Origin of the sequence: Jiangella gansuensis DSM 44835 (assembly GCF_000515395.1) — a bacterium.
Lineage (GTDB): Bacteria > Actinomycetota > Actinomycetes > Jiangellales > Jiangellaceae > Jiangella > Jiangella gansuensis.
The window spans coordinates 3397561-3423986 of record NZ_KI911782.1 but is presented as its reverse complement, the minus strand read 5'-3'; the positions used below and the strand labels follow the sequence as shown (position 1 = coordinate 3423986).

Genomic DNA, 26426 nt, shown 5'->3' with positions numbered 1-26426 from the left:
ATGATCATCAACCGTTGGGCCAGCCGGTGCGGGCCGGATCGTTGATGATCATGGGAGAGGATGGGTGGATGCTGCGCCACCTGACCGGGCCGGTCTGGCTCTGGCCGGCCGACCCGGACCCCGACAACGTCCAGGCCGCCGTCGGCGTCGTCGCCGGCGAGACCGGCAGCATCGTCGTCGACGCCGGCCACAGCCCGGCGCTCGCACGACAGGTGCGCGCGGCGATGGCCGTGGCCGGGCTGCCGCCGGCCGCCCGGGTGGTCCTCACCCACCATCACTGGGACCACACGTGGGGCGCCGCAGCGTGGGAGGCGCCGGTGGTGGCGCACCGGCTGTGCGCCGAGCTGATGGCCGCCGAGTCGCGGGAGCCGTGGAGCCACGCGTACCTCCGCGCACGGGTCGCCGAGAATCCGCTGCTCGAACCCAGCTTCCGGGCGCGGGGACGGGCCGTCGACGACTTCGCGGACCTGTCGTTCGTGGCGCCGGCGACGACGTTCGACCACCGGCTCACCGTCGCCGCCGGCGGCGCGGAGGTCGAACTGGAGCATGTCGGCGGCGGCCACACCCCGGACTCGACGGTGGTGCGGGTGTCGTCGGCGGGCGTGCTGTTCCTGGGCGACTGCTACTACCCGCCCGCCTACCACCTGCGCCGGCCTGGCGACGGGCCAGACCTGGAGCTGGCCGCGTCGCTGGTCAGCGACGACGTCGAGTGGTACGTCGAGAGCCACGACGTGCCCAGGCGCCGGGCCGAAGTGCTGGCCGCCCTGCGTGGGTGATCATTTGCGGCTTGACGCATCCGCGTGGGCGTGACGTCCGGGGAGCCGATCGCCTGCCGCGTCGCACACCCAGCGAGCTTCACATCGTCGTTCCCGGTGGTGGCTCACAGACCAGGTTGCCGCGCCTACTGTGCAGCGTTTCGGGTCACGTCACTCGCAACGCGGCCGGACTCTGGCGTTTTCACCGTCCGGTACGGCCTCCGAGGCGAGTGACGTGACCTGAAGGCCCACTACGTGACCCGGCGACGACACATGTGGGCGGGGTGACCGACTGGCCGCGGACGTCCCGCAGGCGCCGTCCCATGCCCTGGGAAGGAGTCGCTCGAGCTGAACCGCGCAGCGCACCCTGGCACGCGATATCGGCGCCTTGGCACGCGAACTCACCGCTCGAGAGTCCAGTTTGTCCCGGCTCGGAAGCGATATCGCGTACCAAGGCGCGAGCCGCGTGATCGGTCCGCCGCAGCTCGTATCCGTGCCTCGGCGGCACGCGCGCCTCCAAGGGGCAACCCTCCAGCCGGGCAACCCTCGCACGCGGCCAGGCGGCCAACGGCAGGCGATCTCCCGCCGAACCGGGCAAGCATCCATGGTGCGGCGGGAACACCCATGCCGAGCGTGATCATTTGCGGGGGTGTCAGACGACGGTGAGCGGCAGCAGCGTGCGGCCGGTCGGGCCGGTCTGGATCTCGGTGCCCATCTGCGGACAGACGCCGCAGTCGAAGCACGGGGTCCAGCGGCAGTCGTCGATCTCGACCTCGTCCAGGGCGTCCTGCCAGTCGTCCCAGAGCCAGTCGCGGTCCAGGCCGGAGTCGAGGTGGTCCCACGGCAGCACCTCGTCGCGGTCACGCTCACGGGTGGTGTACCAGGCGAGGTCGACCGGCTCGCCGGCCAGCGCACGCTCCGTGCAGTCGACCCAGCGCTGATAGGAGAAGTGCTCGCCCCAGCCGTCGAAGCGGCCGCCGGCCTCCCACACCGCCTTGATGACCCGGCCCACCCGGCGGTCGCCGCGGGACAGCAGGCCCTCGACCATGCTCGGCTTGCCCTCGTGGTAGCGCAGGCCGATCGCCTTGCCGTAGGACCGGTCGGACTTGACCACCTCGCGCAGCTTGCGCAGCCGGGCGTCGACGACCTCGTGATCGGCCTGCGCGGCCCACTGGAACGGCGTGTGCGGCTTCGGCACGAACCCTCCTATGGAGACCGTGCAGCGGATGTCGCCGCGGCCCGACGCCTCGCGGCCGGCCTTGATGACCCGCTTCGCGAGGTCGGCGATGGCCAGCACGTCCTCGTCGGTCTCGGTGGGCAGCCCGCACATGAAGTACAGCTTCACCTGCCGCCAGCCGCTGCCGTAGGCCGTGCTGACGGTGCGGATGAGGTCGTCCTCGCTGACCATCTTGTTGATGACCTTGCGCATCCGCTCGGTGCCGCCCTCCGGCGCGAACGTCAGCCCGGACCGGCGGCCGTTGCGGGACAGTTCGTTGGCCAGCGTGACGTTGAACGCGTCGACCCGCGTGGACGGCAGCGACAGCGACGTGTTGGTGCCCTCGTACCGATCGGCCAGGCCGGCCGCGACCTCGCCGATCTCCGAATGATCGGCACTCGAAAGCGACAGCAGCCCCACCTCGGTGAAACCGGAGTTCTTCAGGCCGTCCTCGACCATGTTGCCGATGGTCTCGATGGAACGCTCCCGCACCGGCCGGGTGATCATGCCGGCTTGGCAGAACCGGCAACCACGTGTGCAGCCGCGGAAGATCTCGACGCTGTAGCGCTCGTGGACGGTCTCGGCCAGCGGCACCAGCGGGTTGCGTGGGTACGGCCACTTGTCGAGGTCCATGACCGTGTGCTTGCGCACCGTGGCCGGCACGCCCGGACGGTTGGGCACGACCCGGGCGATGGTGCCGTCGGGCCGGTACTCGACGTCGTAGAACTTGGGCACGTAGACCCCGCCACTGGCGGCCAGCCGCAGCAGCAGGCCGTCGCGGCCGCCGGGCCGGCCCTCGGCCTTCCACTCGCGCACGACCTCGGTGATGGCGAGAACGACCTCCTCACCGTCGCCGAGGACGGCGGCGTCGAGGAAGTCGGCCACCGGTTCCGGATTGAACGCGGCGTGGCCGCCGGCGATGACGACCGGGTGGTCCAGCGAGCGCTCGGCCGCGATGAGTGGCATCCCGGCGAGGTCGAGGGCCGTGAGCAGGTTCGTGTAGCCCAGCTCGGTGGCGAACGAGACGCCCAGCAGGTCGAACGCGCCGACCGGACGGTGGGCGTCGACGGTGAACTGGCCGATGCCGTGCTCGCGCATGAGCCGCTCGAGGTCGGGCCAGACCGCGTAGGTGCGTTCGGCCAGCACGCCGTCCTGCTCGTTGAGCAGCTCGTACAAGATCTGCACGCCCTGGTTGGGCAGTCCGACCTCGTAGGCGTCGGGATACATCAGCGCCCAGCGCACCTGGGCGTCGTCCCACGGCTTGACCGTCGCGCCCAGCTCACCGCCGACGTACTGGATGGGCTTGGCCACCCGAGCCAGCAGTGGCTCGAGGCGTTCGAACAGCGACTCGACGGGCATGGACGGGCTCGACTCCGCGGACGACGACAACGGTCGTGCCCAGCCTATCGGCCCCGGCGGCACCGTGCTCGGCTCGTGGCACGGACCAGGCGACAGGTAGGGTAACCACCACGAAAACCCCGAGTCTCGGGCACGACCGGAGTGATCGACGTCAGCGACGAAAGGCGAGAGCATGACGGACCACGACGGCGCCCCGCCCAGTGACGGTGTCCAGACGGCGCCCGACGAGGTTCACGTCCTCCCCGACCAGTTCGACGGGCCGTCCGTGGAGACCCGGCCGCTGGAGGTCCAGCCCGATCACGGCACCATGCCCGACTTCCACACCCAGCCCGACGACGCGGTCCTTCCCGACCGGCCGGAGATCCAGCTGCCGGAGGCCGAGCTGCCGGACGGCTGCCTCCCCGAGTTCGCCAGCCGGGAGGAACTGGAGATGGCGCTGCGCCGGGCCCAGCTGGTCATGGACGACTGCGAGACGCTCCTCGACCCGGCCATCCGGGCGATGGAGGACGGCGCCTGGGTGAGCCGCCTGGCCGACGAGTTCTTCACCGGCCTCACCACCCACGCGCGGCTGGCCGGCACCGTGGCCGGCGGCTGTGTCGACCTCATCCAGGAAACACTGGACAGCCGGGGCGACGACGACGTCATCGACGTGAGGCCGATGTGATGAAAGCAGCAGGCGGCCTCGGGCCCGATGCCGGCAAGACCGGCGGCACGCTGGACAAGGACACCCTCCCCGCCGAGAACGAGTCCCCGTACGCCGACTACGACCCCTCGACCGATCCGTACGCCTCCGGCGGCGGGTCTAGCGACGGCGGCGGGTCCGGCGACGGTGGCGGGTCCCGCGACGGCGGATCCGGCGGTTACACCGGTGACGGCGGCGGTAGCGGCACCGAACCGGACACCGAGGCCGACAGCGAGGTCGACGCCGAGACCGACTCCGGCGACGGCGCCGACGACCCCGGGAGCGAACCGGACGCCGAGACCGACGACCCGCTGCACGCCGACAGCGACCCCGACGACGACTCCCTGGTCCAGGAGGACTTCGAGACCGAGCGGCCCACCCGGCCCCTCAGCCCCGAGGAGCCGCAACCGCCGAACCCCAACCAGGTCTCCATCGACATCGAGGCGATGACGCGGCTGGTGGCGGCCATGGAGCGGGCCGGCGAGCAGATCCAGGCGCTGCGCGAGGAGATGCGCTCCATCCTGTCCGGTGTGCACCTCACGACCTCCGAGACCAACCGGTTCGAGGAGGTGTCGGCCTGGATCGCCGACGAGCTGCCCGGCCTGCGCCGCCGGCTGGCGATGGCGCAGGACCTCGCCGGCGAGGGCGGTTTCTCCACCCAGCCCGACCGGCCCCAGGTGCCGCGCCCCTACGTCGGCGACGAGTCCCGCCTGCCCGTCTGCCCGCCCAGCGAGTCCTACGAGAACGCCCGCAACACCGCGCAGCGGTTCACCTTGCTGCACGACGCCGACACGACCCGTCAGCTCGTCGCCGAACTGCGGGCCGGCCGCCACGACCCGTACTACGCGCGGGAGTTCGCGCACACCGCCGACCCGGAGACGCTGGTCCGCGCCATCGTGTCGGCCGGTGACGGCGAGGGGTCGGCGGAACTGACCGAGCTCACCGCGTCGACGGTCGCCACCGCGTCCCGCGGCACCGGTGAGCTGTCGCCGCCGGCTGGCTACGAGGAGCAGTGGGCGGCGCTGCGTGAGAGTGACGACCCCGAGGTCGCGGCGGCGGCCGCGCGGCTGCGACCGGCCTGACCCGGCCCTCGGGCGGGCACGGACCTGGCTGGGTCTCAGTCGCATCCTGGGTCTAGGGCGTCGCGAAACGCTGAAACGCGGCCCGGAAACGCCACTCAGACCCAGCACGCGACACAGACTCCCGTTGATCTTGGAGTAACCGCGGAATCTATCGGACATTTCGGGCCGCGATTCCGCGGTTACTCCAAGATCAACCGAGGAGCGGCTGTGGTGTCGGTCCTACGTCGTCGTCTCCGGCACTTGCACCAGCTGCCACTGTCCCGCGGCGACGAACAGGCCGCGGCCGGGCGGCATGCCGCCGGTGAGCGAGCGCGGCAGCTTGATGCCGAAGTGGTCGCCGTCTGCGGGCGCCCCCGGCGACAGCAGCACGCCGGAGCGCGACTTCTTCAGCACCGCGGCCGGTCCGCGGTAGCTGCTGCCGAGGTCGTCGGTGGTGCCGGCCGCGACGATGGCGCTGCCGGTGTCGCGCAGCTTCGGCAGGTGCTTGGTCATCAGGTCGACCATCCAGCCGTCGACGCCCATCAGTTCGAGGTCGTCGATGACGACGGCGGTCGGCCGGCCGCCCTTCTCCGGCACCATGCCTTCGTACAGCTTGGTGACCTCGTCCTTCTCGGCCTCGAGGTTGATGACCGCTTCGACGCCGTCGCGACCGGCCAGCGCACTCAGCGGACTGCGCCGGGGCGTGATGACGAGCAGCTTCCAGCCCCGCTCCAGCATCGACGTCGTCATCGTGAGCAGCGTGGTGCTGCGGCCGGACCGCCGCGGCCCGAGCACGAGGATGCCGGGCCCGTGGTCGATGGCGTCCAGCGTCCGCAACGTCAGGGTGTCGCCACCGACGGCGACCGGTAGCTCGGTGGGTGCCAGCGGCCGTTCGGCCAGCGCCATGGCGTCGGCGTGGGTGATGCGGGTGGGCAGTGGGTCGACCCGGAACGGCAGGTACTTGCGGGGGACGTCCGCGTGCCGTTCCTTGGCCTCCCGCGCGAGCGTCTGCAACGCGGCCACCTGCGCGGTGCCTTCAGGGTCGTCGACCAGCAGGGCGACCTGGGTCTCCAGCAGGCCCTCGGTGCGGAACGCGCGGCCGGCCGGCATGGACTCGGGGACCTTCTTCGGGCTCATGCCGATGGCGCCGAAGTCGGCGTTGTCCGTCATGCGCAGCATGAGTTTGTCTTCCATCAACGCCGAGATGCGCCCGACCAGGGTGGTGCGGTCCGACGCCATGACGACCTTGACCCCGACGCCGGGGCCCTCCTGCATGATCTGCATCCACTGGTCGATGAGCCGGCCGCTGTCGAAGTTCTCGAACGACTGGACGAAGCCTTCCCACCGGTCGAACAGGATGAGGATGTACGGCAGCCGGGCCTCCGGGGCGGCGTTGGCCCGCTGCTCGCTGAGGTCGGCGAAGCCCTGCTCGGCGAGGATCTGCTGGCGCCGGCCGATCTCGGCGCGGATGCGGGCGGACAGCCGGGACAGCCGGTCCGGCTGGTCGCGGCTGACGACGGCGCCGGTGTGCGGCAGGCCGACCATGGGCAGCAGCGCGTTGTTGCCGCAGTCGATGCCGAACAGGTGGACGTCGCGCGGCGACAGGGTGCGGCCGACGACGCCGGCCACCGCGCGCAGCACGGTGGACCGGCCGCTTCGCGGCGCACCCACGATCGACAGGTGCCCGCCCCCGGACAGGTCGTAGGACGCGACGGCGCGACGCTGCTCGCGCGGGACGTCGACGATGCCGAACGGGATACGGATCTCGCGGCCGCGCTCGACCGCGCCGGCCGGATCGGCCAGGACCTCGTCCAGGGTCACCGAGTCGGCCAGCGGCGGCAGCCACGGCGGCGGCGGCGCGCCGATCCCGGTGCGCTCAGAGGCCGCATTGATGGCCGTGACCAGGCTCTCCAGGTCGGACGGTATGGAGACGTCCTCGTCGGCGTCGCTGGACTCGGTGCGCTCCGGCGGCCGGCCCAGGCTCTCCCAGGACAGCTGGCGCAGGTCGACCGAGACCTCGGCGTCCGGAGCCGTCGGGCGGCCACCCACGCGGGACGACTGGAACGGCACCAGCGACGACGCACCGAGCCGGGCATAGGCGCGGCCCGGCGTGGACTTGGAGATCTCGGCGGCGTCCTTCGCCTCGATGACGTCCTGGCTGTCGTTGCCGTCGGTGACCCGCAGCGCGATGCGCAGGTTGGTGTTCGACTTGATCTCCGCGCTGACCACACCGGCCGGCCGCTGGGTGGCCAGCAGCAGGTGTACGCCGAGCGAACGGCCTCGGCGGGCGATGTCGACCAGGCCCTTCACGAAGTCCGGCAGCTCGGTGACCAGGGCGGCGAACTCGTCGATGATGATCATGAGCCGAGGCATGGGCTCGTCGTCGGGGCCCTTGGCGGCCAGGTAGTCCTCGATGTCCTTCTTGCCCGCGCGGGCAAGCTGGTGCTCGCGCCGATGCAGCTCGGCGGCCAGGCTCTCCAGCGCGCGGGTGGTGAGGTGGCCGTCGAGGTCGGTGACCATGCCGACGGTGTGGGCGAGATTGTTGCAGTCCTTGAAGGCCGCCCCGCCCTTGTAGTCGACCAGCACGAAGGTCATCTCGTCCGGGCGGTTGGCCACCGCCAGCGACGCGATCAGCGTCTGCAGCAGCTCCGACTTACCCGAACCGGTGGTGCCGGCCACCAGGCCGTGCGGGCCGTCGGCGCGCACGTCGACGGAGAACGGCCCGTCCATGCCCTCGCCGATGATCGCCTTGGTGGTACGCCCGACGGTGGTCCACCACTGCACGATGGCCTCGGGTGTCGGCGGGTCGAGCTTGAGGACGTCGAGCAGCCGGCTGGACATCGGCAGCGACGAGGACAGGTCCTCGGAGCTGACGTCCTTCACCGGCGCGAGCGCCCGGCCGAGCCGTTCGCACCACTCCGGCGGGACGATGTCGAGGCGGATGCCCTCGATGGTCGGTTGCCCGGTGTGGCGGACCGAGGTGGAGGTGGGTCCGACCGAGACGACCGCCCGGCACTCTTCCGGAAGCAGCCGTTCGTCGGCGTCGATGCAGAGGAAGAACATGCCCAGCCGGGGACCCTCGCGCAGCAACGTGATGAGGCCCGGCATCAACCGGATGCGGCGGGCGCCGTCCAGCACGACCAGCAGCGGCGGGAAGCTGATGTTGCGCGACGACATCAGGCCGCCACCGCGGTCGGCCGCGGCGGCCTTGCGCTGCTCCATGATGGCCATGAGCTCCGCGACCCGCCGGCTGGTGGTCTCGTCGTCGGCGCCGATTCCGGCGATGATCTCGGATGCCTCGCCGCGCCGCACGTGCGGGAGCCAGCGCATCCAGTTCCAGGCCGCCCCGCCCTCCGGGTCGGAGAGCACCACCATCTCGATGTCGGCAGGGCTGTGCAGGGCCGCGATCTGCGCCACCATCCAGCCGGCCACCTGACGCCGGACGTCGTCGTGGCCGGCCACGCCCGTGACCCCGGCCTGTTCGAGCGGCACGCCGACCGGGACGTCCGGCGCGGTCCAGTGCAGCACGCGTTCGTGGTCCTCGCGGCCGGGGTCGGTCAGCGAGACCTCGCTGGGCACGTCGGCGGTGCCGACCCGCACCAGCATCCAGTCCGGGTCGGTGCGCCGGCGCTCCCACAGCCGCGACCGCGGCCCGGTGGCGAACAGCAGCAGCGCCGCAGGGTCGGGAACATCGCGGCGGCGGGCGGAACGCTCGGCGACCAGGCCTCGATACGCCTGGTTCTCGATGTTGCGCATCCGCTCGACGTACGTCTTCATGTCAGTGGAGAAGCGGGTCTGGCGCTGGTGGCGGCTGCTGCGCCAGCGCGAGAGCATCATGATCGGCGACAGCACCATGATCATGAGACTGAACGGCGAACGGGTGAAGTAGAACATCGCGCCGCCCATGATCATCGGCGCCATGGCGATGGCCCAGGGCAACGGCTCCTTGTCCGGCTTGCGCGGCTCGTTGGGCAGCCGGAACTCCGTCTGCCTGGGTGGCGGCAGCAGCCGTGGCGGCCGGTTGTAGTCCAGCGTCACCCCGCCCGGGCTGGGCGACAGCGACGCGTCCGGGTCGGCCGGCAATGCCAGCTCCAGCACGGTGTCGCCGACGACGACGGCGCCACCCGGCGGCCAGGTGACCGGCCCGTCCAGCGGCACCCGGTCCAGGTGCATGAACGGACGGTCGGCCTCCGGATCGACCGTGAGGTTGGGATGCTTGAGGCGGGCCAGCTCCTCCATCCGCTTGTTGAAGCGGCGGGCCTTCTTCTTCTTTTTCTTCTTCGCCGGCTCCGGCTCCTCGTCCTTCGGCACCACGATGGGGCCGTCGAGCGGCCGTTCCCGCGGCGGCGGCGGGAGCATGACCCCGGCCAGGGACGGTTCCGGAGTGACGGTCACGCTGCCGTCGACGGTGACGTCCAAGCGCAGCGCGACCGGGGGCGCGTCCTCGCCGCGCAGCCGGACCGCCGCACCCACGCGGCCGCCGACGTCGTGGCTGCCCGCCGACAGGTAGTCGATGTGGCCCGCGCCCGGACCGGAGACGGTGCGCACCTGAACCACGCCGGTACGTTCGGCGAAGACGTCCGGCAGCGGCACGCCGACACCCACCAGGGCGCCGTTGCGCAGATCGGACTCGGCCACCTTCGTGGTGGGGTCCAGGGGCACGCTGCCGAGGTAGAGCGTGGGCGGCACCCCGGCGCCCTCGCCCGGGCCGTCGTCGAACACGCTCTCGCCGACGACACCAAGGTGCCGGCCGGCGGTGTGCACGATCTGCGCCTGCGGTTGCGGGCGCACCTGAGCAGCGAGCTGCCGGGCGATGTCGGCGATCGTGGCGTCGTCCTCGCAGTCGATGGCGAGGTCGACGATGTCGCCGTCGCCCGCAGCAGTGGCACTCACCAGTAGCCGCACGTCACCGTCTTTCGCTTCGAGCCGGAGATCACGATCCCCCAAGGCATCTTACCGGCGCCGACGACCGTACCTGACGGTCGCGCCGACCCGGCGGCGCGACCGGTGACGAAACGCATTCACGAAACCCGCACTGTGGCCGGGAAAAGGCGGTGGCCCGCATCCGCGCCGTGCGGATGCGGGCCACCACTTGTGACAATGCGAGGGACTCAGATGCGGTCCGGCTCGCCGGTCGCCTCGGCGATGTTGTTGTGGTTGATCCGGACATCGTCCGCGGCACCGTTCAGGGCGTCACGCAGCGTGTCGAGGTTCTGCTTGTAGTCCTCCCACGCCGTGCGGAAGTCGTCGGCGTACCGACCGGTCCACACCGCGTTGGAGACGCCGCCATCGACCTCGGTCTTGATGCCTTCAGCAGCCTCGGCGTTGTTCGTGAACGTCCTGTGGAGCTCCGCAAGGGTACTTAGCTCTGCACCGACACCCATGATTTTTTATCTCCCTTGTGAATTCTTCTTGCCTCACCGCGTCGGGTGTGGCACGACATCGCAAGAGCCTACCGGTCGCCGATTGCTCGGTGACATTCGGTCAGGCCCGCTCTCATGACTCGGCGATTGCTCCGCGACAAATGCTGACGCGGCCGGTCCGGTGCTTCGTAGACCCGTCATCGACGGATCGCCGAATTCGCCCAGACATTCCGGAATCGAAATCGCCCTACGTTCGTGTCACCTCCGTTTCGTCATACAAGAGCGTCGACTAAGCGAGATCGCGATGTCTCCCTCCCGAGCTGGGCACCAGCTCCTCGAGCAGCGCCTGAGTCTCAGGCGCGAGGTCGATGCCGCCGATGCCCAGGAGGGTCTCGCTCATCTCGCCCTCCACCGCAATGACTCCGTCCCGCCCGTCGACGGCATGCTGGGCCTGGATCAGGTCGCGCCAGAGCAGTTGCTCCGCGGGCCTGACCCGCAGCCCGGCCCGGGCCGCGGCTGCGGCCGTGGCCGGGTCGCCACCGTCGCGGGTGATGACGGACAATCGATGCGCGGCGTCGACCAGCAGGTCCGACGCCACACGTTCCACCCGGGCCCGCGCGATCCACGCATACCGGCCCTGCGGACGGTCACTGAGCACCGGGCCGCGGGCCACCCGCAGCGCCCGGCGCAACAGGTCGGACTCCTCCGACGGCCGGCGCACCTGCCGGGCCTGGCTCAGCAGCGCGCACACCACGTCCCAGTCGAGGACGACCGCGTCGCTCAGCTTGAGCCGGCCGTCCTCGGTGGTCAGCAGGTACGGCGAGCCGGTCCGGTCGACGCCCAGCCACTCGCGGACCCGGGCGAACGTGGACTCCCGTACCGCCGCGGTGACGCCGCGCGGCCACACCGCCGACGCCAACACCGTCGGGTGGACGCCGTCGCGGTGCAATGCCAGGTACGTGACGATCTCGGTCGCCAGCGCCCGCCGCTCCACCTCGATCTCCTCGCGGGCCTGCACCACCACCGGGCCGAGGATGTAGACCCGCACCGGTGCGGTGGCGAGCTCTGCCTCGGTGACCAGGGTGCGTACCTGCGGCACCTCCGGGCGGACCTCCGGCAGCCAGGCCTCGTTGAAGCCGGGTCCGGCCGGATCGGGGTCGTTGCTGCGCTCCGGGTCGACCAGACCGACCAGGGCCTCGATGCTGCGCCACGTCAGGCGGTTGGCGCGCACCGACAGGCCCAATGCCGGCAGCTCGAGCGTCCCGGCGCTGTCGACGGAGATGCGCCACCGCGCGCCCGGGACGTCGCCGGCGCAGATGACGCCCAGCGGGGACCGCCCGGCCGCGTTGGTCAACGTCATCAGCTGCTCGGCGAGCTCGCCGGTGGGCGGCGTGCCGAGCACCAGGTACTCCGGCATCCAGCTGCCCGCTCCACCCGGCCGGACCCGGCCGGTCAGTACGTCGGCGCCAAGGCGGTCGGACCGGCGCGCGGCCAGCTCCGGCAGCAGCGGTTCGACACCGTCGACCAGCCGCAGCCGGCCCGGGTCGAAGGCGCTGAGGGCGTCCGGCAGGCCGTCCGCTGTGACCCGCAGATGGTCGGACCACTGGTTGGTCGCCAGTTCCACCGCCAGCGCGGTGACGACCTCGAACGTCACCTCCGGATCGCCGTCGACGCAGATCGGCCCGCCGGCGGCCTCGAGGTCGACGAGCACGTCGGCCTCGCCGCTTCGGCCCAGCGACACCAGCCCCGGGTACGGAGCCAGCACCCGGCCGCGCAACTCGGTGTCGATCTTCACATCGGCTCGCGCCAGCGTCCAGCGGCGGCCTTCGTCGAGCACCGTCCACGGCATCGGCGCGTCCGCCCGCGCCGGCGCCAGCAGCAACTCCACCGATGTACTGTCCACCACGGCCGCGTAGACCGGGGGCAGGGGGCGGCCCTCCTGCTGGCAGCCCGCGGCGAGCGTGCGCAGCGCGTAGTCCAGCCAGCGGGCTCGGTCCGGGTCGGCTCCGATGCGCAACGCGACCTCGGCCTCGACCTCGTCGTCGCCCGGCTCCGGGGTCCGCCGGCGCCGCCGCAGGATCTCCAGAGCCGCCAGCACCCCCGCGCCCAGCAGGCCGGCGTCGAGGAGACCGGCGTGCGGGTTCGTGCTGACCTGCTCGGCCTCCGCGGTGGCGGTGTAGTCGGCGAACAGCCCGGCCCCGAGCTCGCCGCCGGCCTCGCCGTGGCCACTGCCGTCCTGCTCCGGCGCCGTCGGTGGCTGCGGTACCGGCGGCGTCTCCGGCGGTGCCGGGGTGTGTGCAGTGACGACATCGACGCCGGCAGCATCGGCAGGGACGATCAGCAGCCAGTTCGGGTAGATGAGCCGGGCCAGCGACAACTCGTGACCGTCCGGCTGCTCGCGGCCCCGGTTGAGCTCGAAGATCTCCTGATAGCGGCGCCCGTCGCCGAGGGTGCGTTCGGCGATGTCCCAGAGGTTGTCGTGGTAGCGGCCGTCGGGCGGCTGGACCACGTACACCTTCTGCCCCAACAGCTCCGCGCCCTCTTCCGGGTCGAGGACCAGATCACCGAGGCGGTACTCGACCTCGGCCTGTTCGGCTGCGGCGGCCGGCACCGGCGCGGCATCCTCGTGCTGCACGGTGGCCTCGGCCTGGCCGTCGTAGCTGTCCGACACCGAGACGCTGGGGGTCGGCGGGGCCTCCGGCGCAGCGGCCGGCGACGCCGCGGCGGCCTGCCCGACGGCGGCCGTGGCGACCAGGACCGACGCGACCAGCGCCCGCGCGAACCGCTGGGTCGGTCCGGACAGCGGCACCCGGCCGGGCAGCCCGACGCCGCGCACGGCACTGCGCAGCTCGATCAGCACACAGACGGTGAACTGCAGCCATGCCAGCCAGACCACCCACAGCAGCACGCCGACCAGCTGCTCGACGCCGATGGTGGCGGTGAGGTCGTCCCGGGTCGGCCACGACGTGGGCACGGGCGGCGGGCCGCCCAGCACCAGCAGCAGCACCGGCACCCCGACGACCAGCAACGCCAGCGCGAAGCCGGCCGCCAGCGCCTGAGGCAGACTGCGCTGCGGCTCCGGGACGCCGCGCCGCTGGAAGCGTTGCGGACCGACCTCCCGGGTCGCGCTGGCAGCCGCCACCGCCTCGACCGGCGACACCGGCCGTCCAGTGCGTTCACCGCGCTGCGCCGCCCGGCGGCCACGCTGCCCGCCCGTGTTCGTGCTCATGTCGGCTGGTCGCGCTCCCCTTCTCGGATCGCCGCTCATGGTGCCTCCCCCGTGATGCCGACCGCAGGACGTGCCGTCGCCTCGCCCGCGATGTCGAAGTCCTCGATGAAGATCAGTTGGAGTAGCGACGTCCCGACGGTGTCCTCCGCATGCACGTAGACCTGACCCGGACCGACCCGGACGTCGACCTGGCCGGCGTCGTAGCCGCGCGCGGTCATGTACGCCCGCGCCTCCGCGGCCGCCCGGTCGGTGAGCAGCACTACCTCGCCCGTCGAGTAGAGGGTGTCCAGGTCGATCTGGTTGGCGCCGACCCGGGCTGCCTGCTCGGCGTCGTCGAAGATGCGTTGCCGGGCGTTGATGGCGAAGCCGCCGTCGACCACGAGGCCGGCCAGCATGAACAACATCACGATCAGCGTGACGATCATGGCGCTGATGGCGCCACGTTCGTCCGCGGGACGCCGCGCGAGGCGGGGCCGGCTCACGTCGTCCTCCGCAGCGTGTCGATCGGCGCCGAGCTCTCGCCGGTCATCGTCGCGGTGCCGGGGAAGCCGGCGAAGCCGAGGCCGCTGAACGACACCTCGCAGGAGACCTCGACGCTGATGATCTCGCCGGGTGCGAAGTTCCCGCCGAGACGGACCGGCTGGCACGTGACGCCACCAGGGGTGGTGCTGTCGACGATGGCCTGGGCGGCGTTGCGGGCCGACCCGGCATCGCGCTCCAGCGACGCCGCGCGGACCGCGTCCCGGGCCATCGCCTCGACGTCGCCGGAGCGGTCGACGTAGCGGCCCAAACCGACGATCAGCATCATGACGGCGATGAGGATGGGCGCCAGGATCACGACCTCGATGGCCATGGAACCCGCCTCCCTTCTCGCCGCGCGCGCGACCCGCTGCCAGGTGCTCATAGATCCGGTACGAACTGCTCGATCGGGCCCTCGACGGTCTGCGAGACCTGCGGGGCGAGGTTGTTGACGATCTCGGTGGCCCGGCCGGTGACGGTCACCCGGACGTTGTCCCCGAGGTTCACCGCCTCGACCTCGATGACGATGAGGTGGCCGTTGCCGACGGCCTCGGCGTACTCGCGTCCGCGTGCCTCGGCGGCGGCCAGCGCCTCCGGGGTCCCGCCGCCGATGCGCGCCTCGCGGGCGGCCTCCCGGGCCGCCGCCGCCGCGATCTGGTTGCCGTGCCAGGTCAGCGTGAACTGCACGATCACGAAGATGATCAAGAACATGATCGGGGTGTACAGGGCGAGCTCGATGGAGCTCGCTCCCCGCTCTGATCTCGACCGTAGCCGTTCGAACCGTGCCAGCACGTCAGGACCTCGGCCTACGGGTTTCCGCCGGGAGCGTCCGGAATGTCGATGGAGTCGGCCTCTTCCGTCACGAGGTTGTAGATCACGACGCCGACGGCGGCGGCCAGCGCGACGAGGATCGCCGTGATGATCACGAACTCGATGGCCGACGCACCACGCTCAGGTGCGCGGCGAGCCCGGTCGGTGTGCACCTGCAGGCTCAGCAGCAGCCAGCCGATCGGCGTGGCCGGCGAGAGTTGGGGCTTCATGCTGGGGTCTCCTGGTGATGTGTTTCGGTCGGTCGGATCGGGTCGGTCTCAGCTCTGGTCGAGCACTCCAATCAGGGCGGGATAGACGAGGAACAGCAGGAAGCCGACACACAGCACCAGCTGCGCGACGAGCATGGACTGCGAGCGCTGCCCGGCCTTGCCCTCGACCTCGGCCAGTTCACGACGGCGCAACGAGCCGGCGCGGGCCGACAGCGACTCACGCACCTTGGCGCCGTCCTCGGCCACCAGCGCCAGCGCCGCCGCCAGGTCACGCAGCTCGTCGACGCCCACCTCGTCGCCCAGCTCGCCCAGCGCCGCCCACGGTGTGACGCCGTGCAGCCGCGCGGTGAGCAGGGTGTCGCGGATGCGGACCATCGCCCAGCCGTCACTGAGCGACGACGCCGCCTGCAGCGCCTCCGGCACGCCCCGGCCACCGGAGAGGTTCATGGCCACCAGGTCGAGGAACGAACCGACGACGTGCCGGAAGTCGCGGCGCCGGTCGGCGGCGCTGGAGCGCGCGGTCAGGGTCGGGATCAGCCCGAAGATCAGCGCCAGGAAGAGCCCTAGCACCGCCGAGGCCGGCAGGCTGAAACCCACGTCGGCGAACGACAGGATGGCCGCGAGGACGACCGGCATCAGGAACCCGCCCAGCGCGCAGAGCACGGTGGTGGCCAGGTGCCCTTCCAGGGTGCGGCCCAGCAGCGACAGGTCGCGGCGGATAGAGCCGAGGTCGAGCCCGATGCCTTCCAGCGAGCCGCGCAGCTGGCCGCCGAGCCTGCGCATCGACGCCGACTCACCGGCCAGCGTCGAGACGCCCGCCGAGCTGTTCACCAGTTGCTCGCGGCGCGCGCGCGAACGCTCCGCGTCGAGCCGCGCCAGGGCCGCCGCCGGGTTGACCCGCTGCGTGGAGAGCATGACACCCAGCAGCAGGACGCCGACGCCGACCACCGCACCGGCCAGCAGGATCATCGTCATGACCGCACCTCGCCGGGCTCGGAGGCGGTGACGAGGAACCGGGCCGGCATCTCGAACTTCGCCAGCCGGCGCATCCAGAGGAAGCCGGCGGCGAAGATCGCGATGACGACGCCGAGCACGATCTGGCCGACCGGGGTGGAGTACGGCGCGACGAAGTCGCGGTTGAGCAGCGACAAGCCGATCATGAAGAACAGGCTGACGCCGACGACGATCTGCACCGAGCGGCGGGTGCTCGCCCGCCCGGCCATGACCCGCTGCCGCATGTCGAGTTCGGCGCGGGCGGAGTCGGCCAGCGAACCGAGTACCTGACGCAGGCCCGGCCCGCGCAGCCGCGCGTTGAGGATGAGCGCCGACACCACGAGGTCGGCGCTGGCGTCGTCGAGGTCGTCGGCGAAACGCTGCAGCGCCTCGGGCATCGGCATCCGGATGCGCAGCCGGTCGGCCAGCAGCCGAAGCTGCGGCTGGATGGCCGGCGACGCGGCGTACACGGTGGCCGGGATGGCCTGCTCGAGGCCGACCGCACCGGCGATGGTGTCGCGCAACGACTCCGTCCAGGCCGCCAGGCCCTCCAGCCGGGCGATGGCCGTACGCTCCTCGCGGGCTCCGCCGAACAGCGCCGGCCAGAACGCCACCAGCAGCCCGCCGCCGACGGCCGCGACCGGCCACCGGGTCAGGGCCAGGGTGGCGATTCCGGCGCCGATGCCGAACACCGTCTGCCGGCCGAGCTTCTCCACCAGGGAACGACGAGAGGCGTTCGGCCTGGGCGGCTTCGGCTCACTCCCCCGGATCGCGATGATCAGCAGGAGCACCGCCGCCCCGATGGCGGCGCCGATCAACGTGATCAGCAGGATGGTGAGGCTCACGCGATCACCTGGCTCGCGTGCGCGTCGTAGCCGACCGCGATGAGGTCGTCGATGCAGGCGATCGGTGCGGCCGGGACCGCGACGCCGTCCGGGCCGGCGGCGAAGATCTCGCTGGACAGGACCCGGCCGTCGACACCGTTGATCTCGCGGATGCTGGACACGAACCGGCGCAGCCGGCCGCCCTCGGAGAACTCGTTGCGCTTCTCGACGAAGACGACGAAGTCGATGGCGCCCGCGATGAGCATCATGGTGGCGTCGACCGGCAGCCGCTCGACCGACTGGATGGCGTAGGTCGAGATGCGGTTGAACACCTCGATGGAGCTGTTGGCGTGAATGGTGGACAGCGAGCCGTCGTTGCCCTGGCTCATCGCGTTGAGCATGGTGACGATCTCGTCGCCCAGCACCTCGCCGACGATGACCCGGCTGGGGTTCATACGCAGGCTGCGGCGGACCAGCTCGGCCATGGTGATGGCGCCCTGCCCCTCGGAGTTGGGCAGCCGCTCCTCGAACGCGACGACGTTCGGGTGCAGGTCGGCGAACTCGCCGAGGCCGAGCTCCAGCGCCCGCTCGACGGTGATGAGCCGCTCGGCCGGCGGGATCTCGTTGGCCAGCGCACGCAGCATCGTGGTCTTGCCGGCGTTGGTGGCCCCGGCGATCATGATGTTCTTGCGGGCAGCGACGGCAGCGGACAGGAACGCCGCGAGCTCCTCGGTGACCGAGCCGTAGGTCACCAGGTCGTCCAGGTGCACCCGGGACAACCGGGCACGGCGGATGGAGATGGACGGCCGGGCGCACACCCCCATGACCGCCGAGAGCCGGCTGCCGTCGGGCAGCCGCAGGTCCAGCTGCGGGTTGGCGGAGTCGAACGGCCGGCTGGTGAGGCCGGAGTAGGCGCCGAGGATCTGGACCAGCTCGACGAGCTCGTCGTCGCTCTCGGCGACCGGCGCACCGACCACCTCGCGGCCGTCGGCGTATTGGATGAACACCTGGTCGCAGCCGTTGATGTCGATGTTCTCGACGTCGAGGTCGTCCAGCAGCGGCTGCAGCCGGCCGACACCGAACAGCGCGGCGTGGATGCCGGAGGAGATCTCCTCCTCTTCCTCCGCCGACGGCGGCGTGCGCCCGGCCGCGATCTCGGTGCGGGCGTGCGCGTCGAGGACGCGGCCGATGACGGCCCGGGCGAACTGCCGCTCGTCCTCCGCCGACATGGGCGGGATGCCGTTGGCGGCGTCGTCGCGCCGCTGCCGCGCGAGAGTGTCGGCGACCTCTTCGCGCAGGGTACGGACGAGGTTCTGATCCATGGTGCGTCAGCTCCCTGCCGAGATCCGCGCCCTGGCCATGGCCAGTCCGCGGACCGATTCGCTCATCTCGCGTGCCGACCGGATCAACAGTGAACGGTCGATGCGGCGGTTCCAGCGCCCGGCCAGGGCACCGGCCGCCTTGGGGTCGTCGGCGATGCGGCCCAGCACGGTGACCTGCTGGCCGTCGTGCTGGAGCAGCCGGTCGAGGTCGCGGGCCGAGGAGCTGTCGGAGCTGTCGGTGATGAGCACGATGCCGACCGGGGTGCTGCCGGCCTTGCCGATCTGCAGCGGCTCGGCCAGCCACCGCAGCCGCTCACGCAGGTGCGCGTAGTACTCCACCCCCGGCCGGACGGCGAACACCACGGCGTCGGCGCCGGTCAGGATGGGCAGCAGCGGGGTGCCCGGCACGATGCGGCCGCAGTCGACCAGGACATCGGCGGACAGCCCGTGCAGCATGGTGCTCAACGACGGCCACACCGAGCCGATGCCGGTGAGCTGCTCCGGGCGGACCACCCCGGCCAGGAGGTCCAGGCCGCCGTCCGCGGTCTGCAGGTGCTCGGCCATGGCGGCCTCGGTGACGCCCCGGCGGGCCGCGGCGGCCAGCGACAACAGGCCGCGCTCGGGGTCCAGCGGCTCACCCTCGACGTTGCGGTGCCGCAGCGCGAGATCGCCGCCGGCAGGGTCGAAATCGGCGACGATGACGTCCGCCGGCCAGATGGCGCCGAGGGCGTTCACCGTCGTCGTCACGCCCGGAGAGCCCTTGGCGGACGCGAACGCGATCAGCACCGGGTCACTCCTCCTCCGCGCCGACCGGCGCACCGCGCTCGACCAGCGTGACGACCAGCTGGTTCTGCGCCGCGACGGCGGCGACCTCCGCCTCGTCCTCCCGGTCGACGATGAGCGTGGCGACCACACCGGTGGCGCCGCTGGTGGCCGACGAACCGTCGGAACTCACCGCGGAGCTCACCCGGGCGTCTTCGACGATGACCTCGCCGGAGCCGGTGGCGATGGAGACGAGGTCGACGACGTCGCCCTCTTGCAGCCCGCCGGCCGGCAGGAACCCAGGCGCCAGGGACGCGCCGACGGCGGCGGTGCCGTCGGTCAGCAGCCCGGAGGGCCCCAGCATGGTGGTGTCGATGAGCTGCCCTGAGCGCAGCGAGACCCGCGCGTACTGGCCGACCACCTGGTCCAGCTGCGACTCGGGAATGAGGGTGTCCAGCTCGGACGCGACCTGGGTGGTCTCCAGGTGCTGTTCGGTGATCTGCTGGCCGGCCGCGACGTCGCCGCGCAGCATCAACACCGGGGTCCGCTCGTCGACGCGCATGGCCAGCAGGGCCGCGACCGCGGCGCCACCGGCGATGAGCAGCACCGCCAGCGCGGCCAGCGCCGGGCGGCGCTGCCGGGGCGGCGACGGCAGCCGGCCGGTGTCGGCCTTGGCGCGCTGGCTGCTGCGGATGCCGCGCTGCTCGCGGGCGCGCTGCCGCTCGCCCGCCGCGTCTGTGGTCTGCGTTGTCCCCGCCATGAGCTTGCCTCTACCGCTCCCGCCTCGTCACGTTCCCCGGCGACGTCGCGTGGCCGGCCCGAGTGGCTCGGGGCGACCGGGCACAGCTGGGGGGCACGCGAACACCGCACCCGGCGCGGACCCGCCGGACGCGTCGGGTGTCGAGCCAACCCCGCTGCCCCCTGGACGTTCGGGGGAACCTTACCTTGGATTCACGACCGAGGTCATGCCTCGCTCTGTCCTCCACCTCACTGTTGACCGAACCACAGGTGCCGGCCATCGTGCGACCACACTCCGGACCGGCGGTCCGGAGTACGGACTGGCCGGACTCTCTCCTGGACTGTACGGCACGCCGCTTTCACGTCGCTTTCATCCGTCAGCCACGGTGACACGCTGTCACGCGGCCCCACCGCCAGCCTTGCGACAGACCCACCGAAGGTGACCTGCCCGGCCACGGCGGATACTGTCAGCATTCACTGTCTGACCACTCGAACACACAGGAGACCCCGTGTCCGAGCGCACGCTCGTCCTGATCAAGCCCGACGCCGTTCGCCGCGGCCTGATCGGGCAGATTCTGGCCCGCTACGAACGCAAAGGCCTGACCATCGTGGCGATGGACCAGCGCACCATCGACCCCACCCTGTCCGACGCTCACTACGCCGAGCACGTCGAGAAGCCGTTCTACCCGGCACTGCGCGAGTTCGTCACCGGGGGCCCGCTGGTGGCTCTGGTGCTCCAGGGCGACCAGGCCATCGACGTCGTCCGGGCCATGAACGGCGCCACCGACGGGCGCAAGGCCGCACCGGGCACCATCCGCGGCGACCTGTCGCTGTCGAACTCGGAGAACCTCGTGCACGCCTCGGACTCCCCCGAAGCCGCCAAGCGCGAGCTCGACCTCTGGTTCCCCGGCCTCTGACCCCTTCAGGCCCGCCGGGTCACCTGCCCCCGACCCCAAATGATCACGTCCACCATGGGTGCTCCCGCTTCACCACGAATGCTCACCCGGTGAAGCGGGAGAACGCCTGGTGTGGCGGCGGGCTGCGCAGGCGGCGGCCTCAGGCGTCGCCGGAGTCGCCCGCGGCGGCCTCACGCTCGGCCTTGGCCCGCTCGACCTCCGGGCCGATGCGCAGCAGCACGAACCACATCAGCGCGAAGATGCCGCCGAGAACGAGCATCGCGGGCACGACGATGCCGGTGGCCAGCGCCGCCACCTGGGCCGCCGACCCGACGACGTAGCCGGGCCGGCCGCGGCGCACCATCCCGGCGCCCGCGATGCACAGCAGCGCGACCCCGATGCCGGCCAGCCAGGCCGTGCCGGTGCTCACGTCGGAGATGTTGATGGCCACCGGGACCGCGAGGATGACGACGAACGCCTCGACGGACAGGATGGTCGCGGCGATGCGGTTCACGGCTCACTCCTGGCGAACGCGACCCCGGCGTCCCCCGCGGTGACCACCGAGCCGGTGACGACGACGCCGTAGCCGCCGAGCGACCCCTCCCGCTCCGCCAGCCGCAGGCCGGTGTCGATCGCCTCGGGCAGCGGCACCGCCTGGTACACGCGGTCCTGCCCGAACACGTCGATGGCGACGTTCGCGAGGTCCTCGACGGGTAGCCGGCGCGGCGAGGAGTTCTCCGTCACCACCACCGCGTCGACCACCGGCTCCAGCGCCGCCAAGATACCCTCGGCGTCCTTGTCGCTCAGCACCCCGACGACCGCGACCAGCGCCGTCGTCGCGAACTCCTCGGACAGTGCCTCCGCCAGCGCTTGCGCCCCGGCCGGGTTGTGCGCGGCGTCGGCGATGACCACCGGGCCACGGCGCAGCACCTCGAGCCGTCCCGGCGACGTGACCCGCGCGAACGCCGCCCGGACCAGGTCGGCGTCGAGCGCCTCGCGGCCGCCGCCGACGAACGCCTCCACCGCGGCCAGCGCCGCGGCCGCGTTGTGCGCCTGGTACTCGCCGTGCAGTGGCAGGAAGATTTCGTCGTACGGGCCGGTCAGCCCCTGCAGGCCGATGAGCTGCCCGCCGACGGCCATCTCGCGGCTGCGCACGCCGAACTCCACGCCCTGCCGCGCCACCGACGCGCCGACCTCCGCCACCCGCGACAACAACACTTCCGCGGCGACCGGCTGCTGCGGCCCGAGGATGGCGTAGCCGCCGGGCTTGATGATGCCGGCCTTCTCCTGCGCGATCAGCTCGACGGTGTCGCCCAGGTACTCGACGTGGTCGACCGAGACGGGGGTGACCACCGAGACCCGTCCGTCGGCGACATTCGTGGCGTCCCAGGCGCCGCCCATGCCCACCTCGACGACACCCGCCTCCACCGGGGTGTCGGCGAACGCCGCGTAGGCCAGCGCCGTCAGCACCTCGAAGTATCCCAGCCGGACCTCGTGCCGGGCGTCGACGAGGTCGAGATACGGCTCGATCTCGTGGTAGACGGCGGCGAACCGCTCGGCGGTGATCGGCTCGCCGTCGACGACGATCCGCTCGGTGACCGAGCGCAGGTGCGGGCTGGTGTAACGCCCGGTGCGCAGGTTCAGCTCGCGCAGGAGGGTGTCGACCATGCGGGCGGTGGACGTCTTGCCGTTCGTGCCGCCGATGTGGACGACGGGGTACGTCCGCTGCGGGTTGCCCAGGAGGTCCACCAGGTCGCGGATGCGCTCCAGCGATGGCTCGACGTTCGCCTCCGGCCGCCGGGCGACGAGCTCGTCCTCGATCTCGCGCAGCACGTCACCGTTCACGACTCACCTGACTCCTCCGGGTACCTCAGGCCCGCCATTCTCCCCCACGCACTCGTCTCCGGCGCGCTCCGCCCCTCCCGCTCCCGTTGATCTTGGAGTAACTGCGGAAACGTGGACCGAAATGTCCGATAGATTCCGCGGTTTCTCCAAGATCAACGGGAGGGCGGGAGCTGGGCGTCCCTCAGACCTGCGGGAGACCCGCGAGCTGGGCCTCGAGGCGGGCGATCTCGGCCTCGGCGGTGGTGCGGCGGGCGCGGACCTTGTCCACCTCGGCCTCCGGCGCCTTGGCCAGGAACTGCTCGTTGTCGAGCTTGCGGGTGGCCTGCTCCAGCGCCTTCCGCTCGTTCGCGAGGTCCTTGGTGAGCCGGCGGCGCTCCGCCTCGACGTCGACGGCGCCGGAGAGGTCGACCTCGACGGTGATGGACCCGACCACCACTCGGGCGGTCGCGGTGAACCCGTCCTGGGCCGCCTCCAGCCGGGTGAGCGAGCGGAACGCGGCCTCGTGATCGGTGAGCACCGAGGCGTCGGCCGGGGCGACCAGCCGGGCCGGGACCCGCTGCCCGGGTTTGAGGCCCTGGTCGCTGCGGAACCGGCGGACCTCGGTGACCAGCCGCTGCAGTTCGGCGACCGTCGCCTCGGCCGCGGGGTCGCGCCGGGCCGGGTCGGACGCCGGCCAGGCCGCCGTCACCAGGGTCTCCTGGCCGGTCAGCGTGGTCCACAGCGTCTCGGTGACGAACGGCGTGACCGGGTGCAGCACCCGGAGCAGAGTGTCCAGCACGTGGCCGAGCACCAGCCGGGTGCGGTCGGCGGCGTCGTCACCGGCGGCCAGCTGCGTCTTGGCCAGCTCGAGGTACCAGTCGCAGAACTCGTCCCAGGCGAAGTGGTAGAGCGCGTCGGTCGCCTTCGCGAACTGGTAGTCCTCGTAGTGGTCGTCGACCTCGGCGAGGACGGCGTTCAGCCGCGACAGGATCCACCGGTCCGGCGCCGTCAGTTCCTGCGACGGCGGCAGCTCGCCCACGCGGGCACCGCTGATGAGCGCGAACCGGGTGGCGTTCCACAGCTTGTTGCAGAAGTTGCGCGAAGCCTGCACCCAGTCCTCGCCGATCGGGACGTCCGTGCCCGGGTTGGCGCCGCGGGCCAGCGTGAAGCGCAGCGCATCGGAGCCGTAGGCGTCCATCCAGTCCAGCGGGTCGACGGCGTTGCCGAACGACTTGGACATCTTTTTGCCGCGCTCGTCGCGGACCATGCCGTGCAGCACGATGGTGTGAAAGGGGACGGCCTTCGACGGCTCGGCCGACCCGTGCGCGTACAGCCCGAACATCATCATCCGGGCCACCCAGAAGAACAGGATGTCGTAACCGGTGACCAGCACCTGGTTCGGGTAGAACTTCTCCAGCGCCGGGGTCTCGTCCGGCCAGCCCAGGGTCGAGAACGGCCACAGCGCCGACGAGAACCACGTGTCCAGCACGTCCTCGTCCTGCCGCCAGCCCTCGCCGGTGGGCACGGCGTCGTCGGGTCCGACGCACACGACCTCGCCGTCGGGCCCGTACCACACCGGGATGCGGTGGCCCCACCACAGCTGCCGCGAGATGCACCAGTCGTGCATGTCGTCGACCCAGCCGAACCAGCGCGGCTCCATCGACGTCGGGTGGATGGCCACCCGGCCGTCGCGGACGGCGTCGCCGGCGGCCTGCGCCAGCGGCCCGACCTTCACCCACCACTGCAGCGACAGCCGCGGCTCGATGACGGTCTTGCACCGCGAGCAGTGGCCGACGGCGTGCACGTAGGGCCGCTTCTCCGAGACGATGCGTCCCTCGGCCCGCAGCGCGGCCACGACCGCCGGGCGGGCTTCGAACCGGTCGAGACCCTGGAACGGGCCGTGGGCGGTGATGACGCCCTGCTCGTCCATGATCGTGAGCATCGGGAGGTCGTGCCGGCGGCCGATCTCGAAGTCGTTGGGGTCGTGGGCGGGGGTCACCTTGACCATGCCGGTGCCGAACGACGGGTCGACGTGCTCGTCGCCGACGATCGGGATGCGCCGGCCGGTCAGCGGCAGCTCGACCTCGGTGCCGATGAGGTGCTTGTAGCGCTCGTCATCGGGGTGGACCGCCACCGCGGTGTCGCCGAGCATCGTCTCCGCGCGGGTGGTGGCCACGACCACGTCGTCGCTGTACCGGATGGAGATCAGCTCGCCGTCGTCGTCGCTGTGCTCGACCTCGATGTCCGACAGCGCGGTGTGGCAGCGCACGCACCAGTTGATGATGCGCTCGGCCCGGTAGATGAGGCCGTCGTCGTAGAGCATCTTGAAGATGGTCTGCACGGCACGGGACAGGCCGTCGTCCATGGTGAAGCGCTCGCGGCTCCAGGCGACGCCGTCGCCGAGCCGGCGCATCTGCGCGAGGATCTTGCCCCCGGACTCGGCCTTCCACTCCCAGACCTTCTGGATGAACTCCTCGCGCCCCAGGTCGTGGCGTGAGACGCCGTCCTTGGCCAGTTCGCGCTCGACGACGTTCTGGGTGGCGATGCCGGCGTGGTCCATGCCCGGCATCCACAGCGCCTCGTAGCCCTGCATGCGACGCCGCCGGACCAGCGCGTCGATGAGGGTGTGCTCGAACGCGTGGCCCAGGTGCAGCGAACCGGTGACGTTCGGCGGCGGGATGACGATGCAGTACGGAGGCTTGTCGCTCTTCTCGTCGGCCTCGAAGTACCCCCGCTCGACCCACCGCTCGTAGAGCGGCGCCTCTACCTGCGCCGGGTCGAAGACGGGCGGCAGGGCGGGGTCGGGGCGAGTCGTCTCGGTCACGCCGCGGAATTCTACTGCCCGAAGCCGGTGGATACCGTACGGTCATGGCCTTCGTGATCTATGGAGCCGGCGCGATCGGCGGTCTGCTGGGCGCACGGCTGTTCGATACCGACGCCGACGTACGCCTGATCGCCCGCGGTGAGCACCTGACTGCCCTGCGCGAACACGGCCTGCGGGTGGAGTCGGCCGAGGGTGCGTGGACCGTGCCGGTGCCGGCGGCCGGGTCACCCGCTGAGGCGGGCGTCGGCCCCGGCGACGTCGTCGTCCTCGCCATGAAGAGCCAGGACACCGCCGCCGCTCTCGCCGAGCTGCGGACGGTCGCGGGCCCGGGCACGCCGGTGGTCTGCGTCCAGAACGGCGTCGCCAACGAGCGGATGGCGCTGCGGTTGTTCGAGAACGTCTACGCCGTCTGCGTCATGTGCCCGGCGGCGCACGTCAGCCCGGGCGTGGTGCAGGCGCACGCGGCCCCGGTGCCGGGGATCCTTGACCTCGGCCGCTATCCCGGCAGCGTCGACGACACCGCCCGCGAGATCTCGACGGCGTTCGCCAAGGCCGGCTTCGTGTCCGAGCCGCGCGCGGACATCATGCGCTGGAAGTACCGCAAGCTGATCATGAACCTCGGCAACGCCGTCGGAGCCCTGTGCGGCCCCGGCGACGGGACGCAGCCCGTCCTCGACCTCGTGCGCTCCGAGGGCGAGGCCGTGCTGGCCGCGGCCGGGAGCGACGTCGTCAGCGAGGAGGAGGACCTCGCCCGGCGCGCCGGGATCCTCCGGTTCCCGCCCTTCGAGGGCCGCGCACCCGGCGGCGGATCGTCGGTGCAGAGCCTCCTGCGCGGCACCGGCACCATCGAGTCCGACCACCTCAACGGCGAGATCGTGCTCCTCGGCCGGCTGCACGGCGTGCCGGCCCCGGCCAACGAGCTGGTTCGCCAGCTGGCGGTGGTCGCGGCACGGGAGCAACTGCAGCCAGGGTCGGTGCCGGCCAGCGAGCTGCTGGCGAAGCTCTCCGAAGCGTGACGT

The 26426-nt window shown here is 71.6% G+C and carries 21 protein-coding genes; 5 read left to right on the top strand and 16 right to left on the bottom strand.

Features of this window, described 5'->3' with window-relative positions:
- Positions 1 to 68 precede the first annotated feature (68 nt).
- Entirely contained in the window at positions 69 to 776 is a 708-nt protein-coding gene (locus tag JIAGA_RS0116305; RefSeq protein WP_211239693.1) for an MBL fold metallo-hydrolase, read from the top strand.
- Between the two features lie 631 nt (positions 777 to 1407).
- Here JIAGA_RS0116305 and JIAGA_RS0116300 read toward each other — a convergent pair.
- Positions 1408 to 3330, bottom strand: a complete 1923-nt coding sequence (locus JIAGA_RS0116300; protein ID WP_026876497.1) for a TIGR03960 family B12-binding radical SAM protein — start codon at positions 3328 to 3330, stop codon at positions 1408 to 1410.
- 172 nt (positions 3331 to 3502) lie between these two features.
- On the opposite strand from JIAGA_RS0116300, the gene JIAGA_RS0116290 reads away from it, so the two are divergent.
- Positions 3503 to 3994: a hypothetical protein gene (locus tag JIAGA_RS0116290; protein WP_026876496.1), complete on the top strand. Its 492-nt coding sequence runs from the start codon at positions 3503 to 3505 to the stop codon at positions 3992 to 3994.
- Positions 3994 to 5094, top strand: a complete 1101-nt coding sequence (locus JIAGA_RS34620) for a hypothetical protein (RefSeq protein ID WP_026876495.1) — start codon at positions 3994 to 3996, stop codon at positions 5092 to 5094. The genes JIAGA_RS0116290 and JIAGA_RS34620 overlap by 1 nt, the downstream gene beginning before the upstream one ends.
- Positions 5095 to 5313: 219 nt before the next feature.
- Here JIAGA_RS34620 and JIAGA_RS0116280 read toward each other — a convergent pair whose 3' ends face one another.
- From JIAGA_RS0116280 to JIAGA_RS30205, 12 genes are all read right to left on the bottom strand, one after another.
- The gene (locus tag JIAGA_RS0116280; RefSeq protein WP_211239692.1) at positions 5314 to 9966 is read right to left on the bottom strand and encodes an FtsK/SpoIIIE domain-containing protein; all 4653 of its coding nucleotides are present in this window, start codon (positions 9964 to 9966) and stop codon (positions 5314 to 5316) included.
- Between the two features lie 218 nt (positions 9967 to 10184).
- On the bottom strand, positions 10185 to 10457 hold the full coding sequence (locus JIAGA_RS0116275; protein ID WP_026876493.1) for a WXG100 family type VII secretion target: 273 nt from the start codon (positions 10455 to 10457) through the stop codon (positions 10185 to 10187).
- A 268-nt stretch (positions 10458 to 10725) separates the two neighbouring features.
- Positions 10726 to 13665 carry an AfsR/SARP family transcriptional regulator gene (locus JIAGA_RS30215; protein WP_051426174.1) on the bottom strand — a complete coding sequence of 980 codons (2940 nt, stop codon included), beginning with the start codon at positions 13663 to 13665 and terminating at the stop codon, positions 10726 to 10728.
- A gap of 35 nt (positions 13666 to 13700) precedes the next feature.
- The gene (locus JIAGA_RS0116265) at positions 13701 to 14147 is read right to left on the bottom strand and encodes a TadE/TadG family type IV pilus assembly protein (RefSeq protein WP_026876492.1); all 447 of its coding nucleotides are present in this window, start codon (positions 14145 to 14147) and stop codon (positions 13701 to 13703) included.
- Positions 14144 to 14518, bottom strand: coding sequence for a TadE/TadG family type IV pilus assembly protein (locus JIAGA_RS0116260; RefSeq protein ID WP_035812607.1), 375 nt, complete (start codon positions 14516 to 14518; stop codon positions 14144 to 14146). Before JIAGA_RS0116260 ends, JIAGA_RS0116265 begins: the two co-directional genes overlap by 4 nt.
- A 47-nt stretch (positions 14519 to 14565) precedes the next feature.
- Complete coding sequence (locus tag JIAGA_RS0116255; protein WP_281172698.1) at positions 14566 to 14976, bottom strand: TadE/TadG family type IV pilus assembly protein; 411 nt, start codon at positions 14974 to 14976, stop codon at positions 14566 to 14568.
- A gap of 14 nt (positions 14977 to 14990) precedes the next feature.
- A complete protein-coding gene (locus tag JIAGA_RS0116250; protein WP_211239691.1) occupies positions 14991 to 15224 on the bottom strand; it encodes a hypothetical protein in 234 nt (77 codons plus the stop codon).
- Between the two features lie 48 nt (positions 15225 to 15272).
- The gene (locus JIAGA_RS0116245) at positions 15273 to 16199 is read right to left on the bottom strand and encodes a type II secretion system F family protein (RefSeq protein WP_026876488.1); all 927 of its coding nucleotides are present in this window, start codon (positions 16197 to 16199) and stop codon (positions 15273 to 15275) included.
- Complete coding sequence (locus JIAGA_RS30210) at positions 16196 to 17062, bottom strand: type II secretion system F family protein (RefSeq protein WP_035812606.1); 867 nt, start codon at positions 17060 to 17062, stop codon at positions 16196 to 16198. Before JIAGA_RS30210 ends, JIAGA_RS0116245 begins: the two co-directional genes overlap by 4 nt.
- Positions 17059 to 18363: a TadA family conjugal transfer-associated ATPase gene (locus JIAGA_RS0116235; protein WP_026876487.1), complete on the bottom strand. Its 1305-nt coding sequence runs from the start codon at positions 18361 to 18363 to the stop codon at positions 17059 to 17061. Before JIAGA_RS0116235 ends, JIAGA_RS30210 begins: the two co-directional genes overlap by 4 nt.
- A 6-nt stretch (positions 18364 to 18369) precedes the next feature.
- Positions 18370 to 19149 carry a CpaE/TadZ family protein gene (locus JIAGA_RS0116230; protein WP_026876486.1) on the bottom strand — a complete coding sequence of 260 codons (780 nt, stop codon included), beginning with the start codon at positions 19147 to 19149 and terminating at the stop codon, positions 18370 to 18372.
- 4 nt (positions 19150 to 19153) lie between these two features.
- Entirely contained in the window at positions 19154 to 19885 is a 732-nt protein-coding gene (locus JIAGA_RS30205; RefSeq protein ID WP_051426173.1) for an SAF domain-containing protein, read from the bottom strand.
- A gap of 487 nt (positions 19886 to 20372) precedes the next feature.
- Between JIAGA_RS30205 and ndk the strand changes: the two genes are divergently transcribed.
- The gene (ndk, locus tag JIAGA_RS0116220) at positions 20373 to 20780 is read left to right on the top strand and encodes a nucleoside-diphosphate kinase (protein ID WP_026876485.1); all 408 of its coding nucleotides are present in this window, start codon (positions 20373 to 20375) and stop codon (positions 20778 to 20780) included.
- A 139-nt stretch (positions 20781 to 20919) separates the two neighbouring features.
- Here the strand turns inward: ndk and JIAGA_RS0116215 are convergent, their stop codons facing one another.
- The 3 genes from JIAGA_RS0116215 to JIAGA_RS0116205 all read right to left on the bottom strand — a co-directional run bounded on the left by JIAGA_RS0116215 (position 20920) and on the right by JIAGA_RS0116205 (position 25407).
- The gene (locus JIAGA_RS0116215; RefSeq protein WP_026876484.1) at positions 20920 to 21273 is read right to left on the bottom strand and encodes a DUF4233 domain-containing protein; all 354 of its coding nucleotides are present in this window, start codon (positions 21271 to 21273) and stop codon (positions 20920 to 20922) included.
- Positions 21270 to 22604 carry a bifunctional folylpolyglutamate synthase/dihydrofolate synthase gene (locus JIAGA_RS0116210; protein WP_026876483.1) on the bottom strand — a complete coding sequence of 445 codons (1335 nt, stop codon included), beginning with the start codon at positions 22602 to 22604 and terminating at the stop codon, positions 21270 to 21272. Before JIAGA_RS0116210 ends, JIAGA_RS0116215 begins: the two co-directional genes overlap by 4 nt.
- Before the next feature lie 181 nt (positions 22605 to 22785).
- Positions 22786 to 25407: a valine--tRNA ligase gene (locus tag JIAGA_RS0116205; protein WP_026876482.1), complete on the bottom strand. Its 2622-nt coding sequence runs from the start codon at positions 25405 to 25407 to the stop codon at positions 22786 to 22788.
- A 44-nt stretch (positions 25408 to 25451) separates the two neighbouring features.
- Between JIAGA_RS0116205 and JIAGA_RS0116200 the strand changes: the two genes are divergently transcribed.
- Positions 25452 to 26423, top strand: coding sequence for a ketopantoate reductase family protein (locus tag JIAGA_RS0116200; protein ID WP_026876481.1), 972 nt, complete (start codon positions 25452 to 25454; stop codon positions 26421 to 26423).
- Positions 26424 to 26426 lie beyond the last annotated feature (3 nt).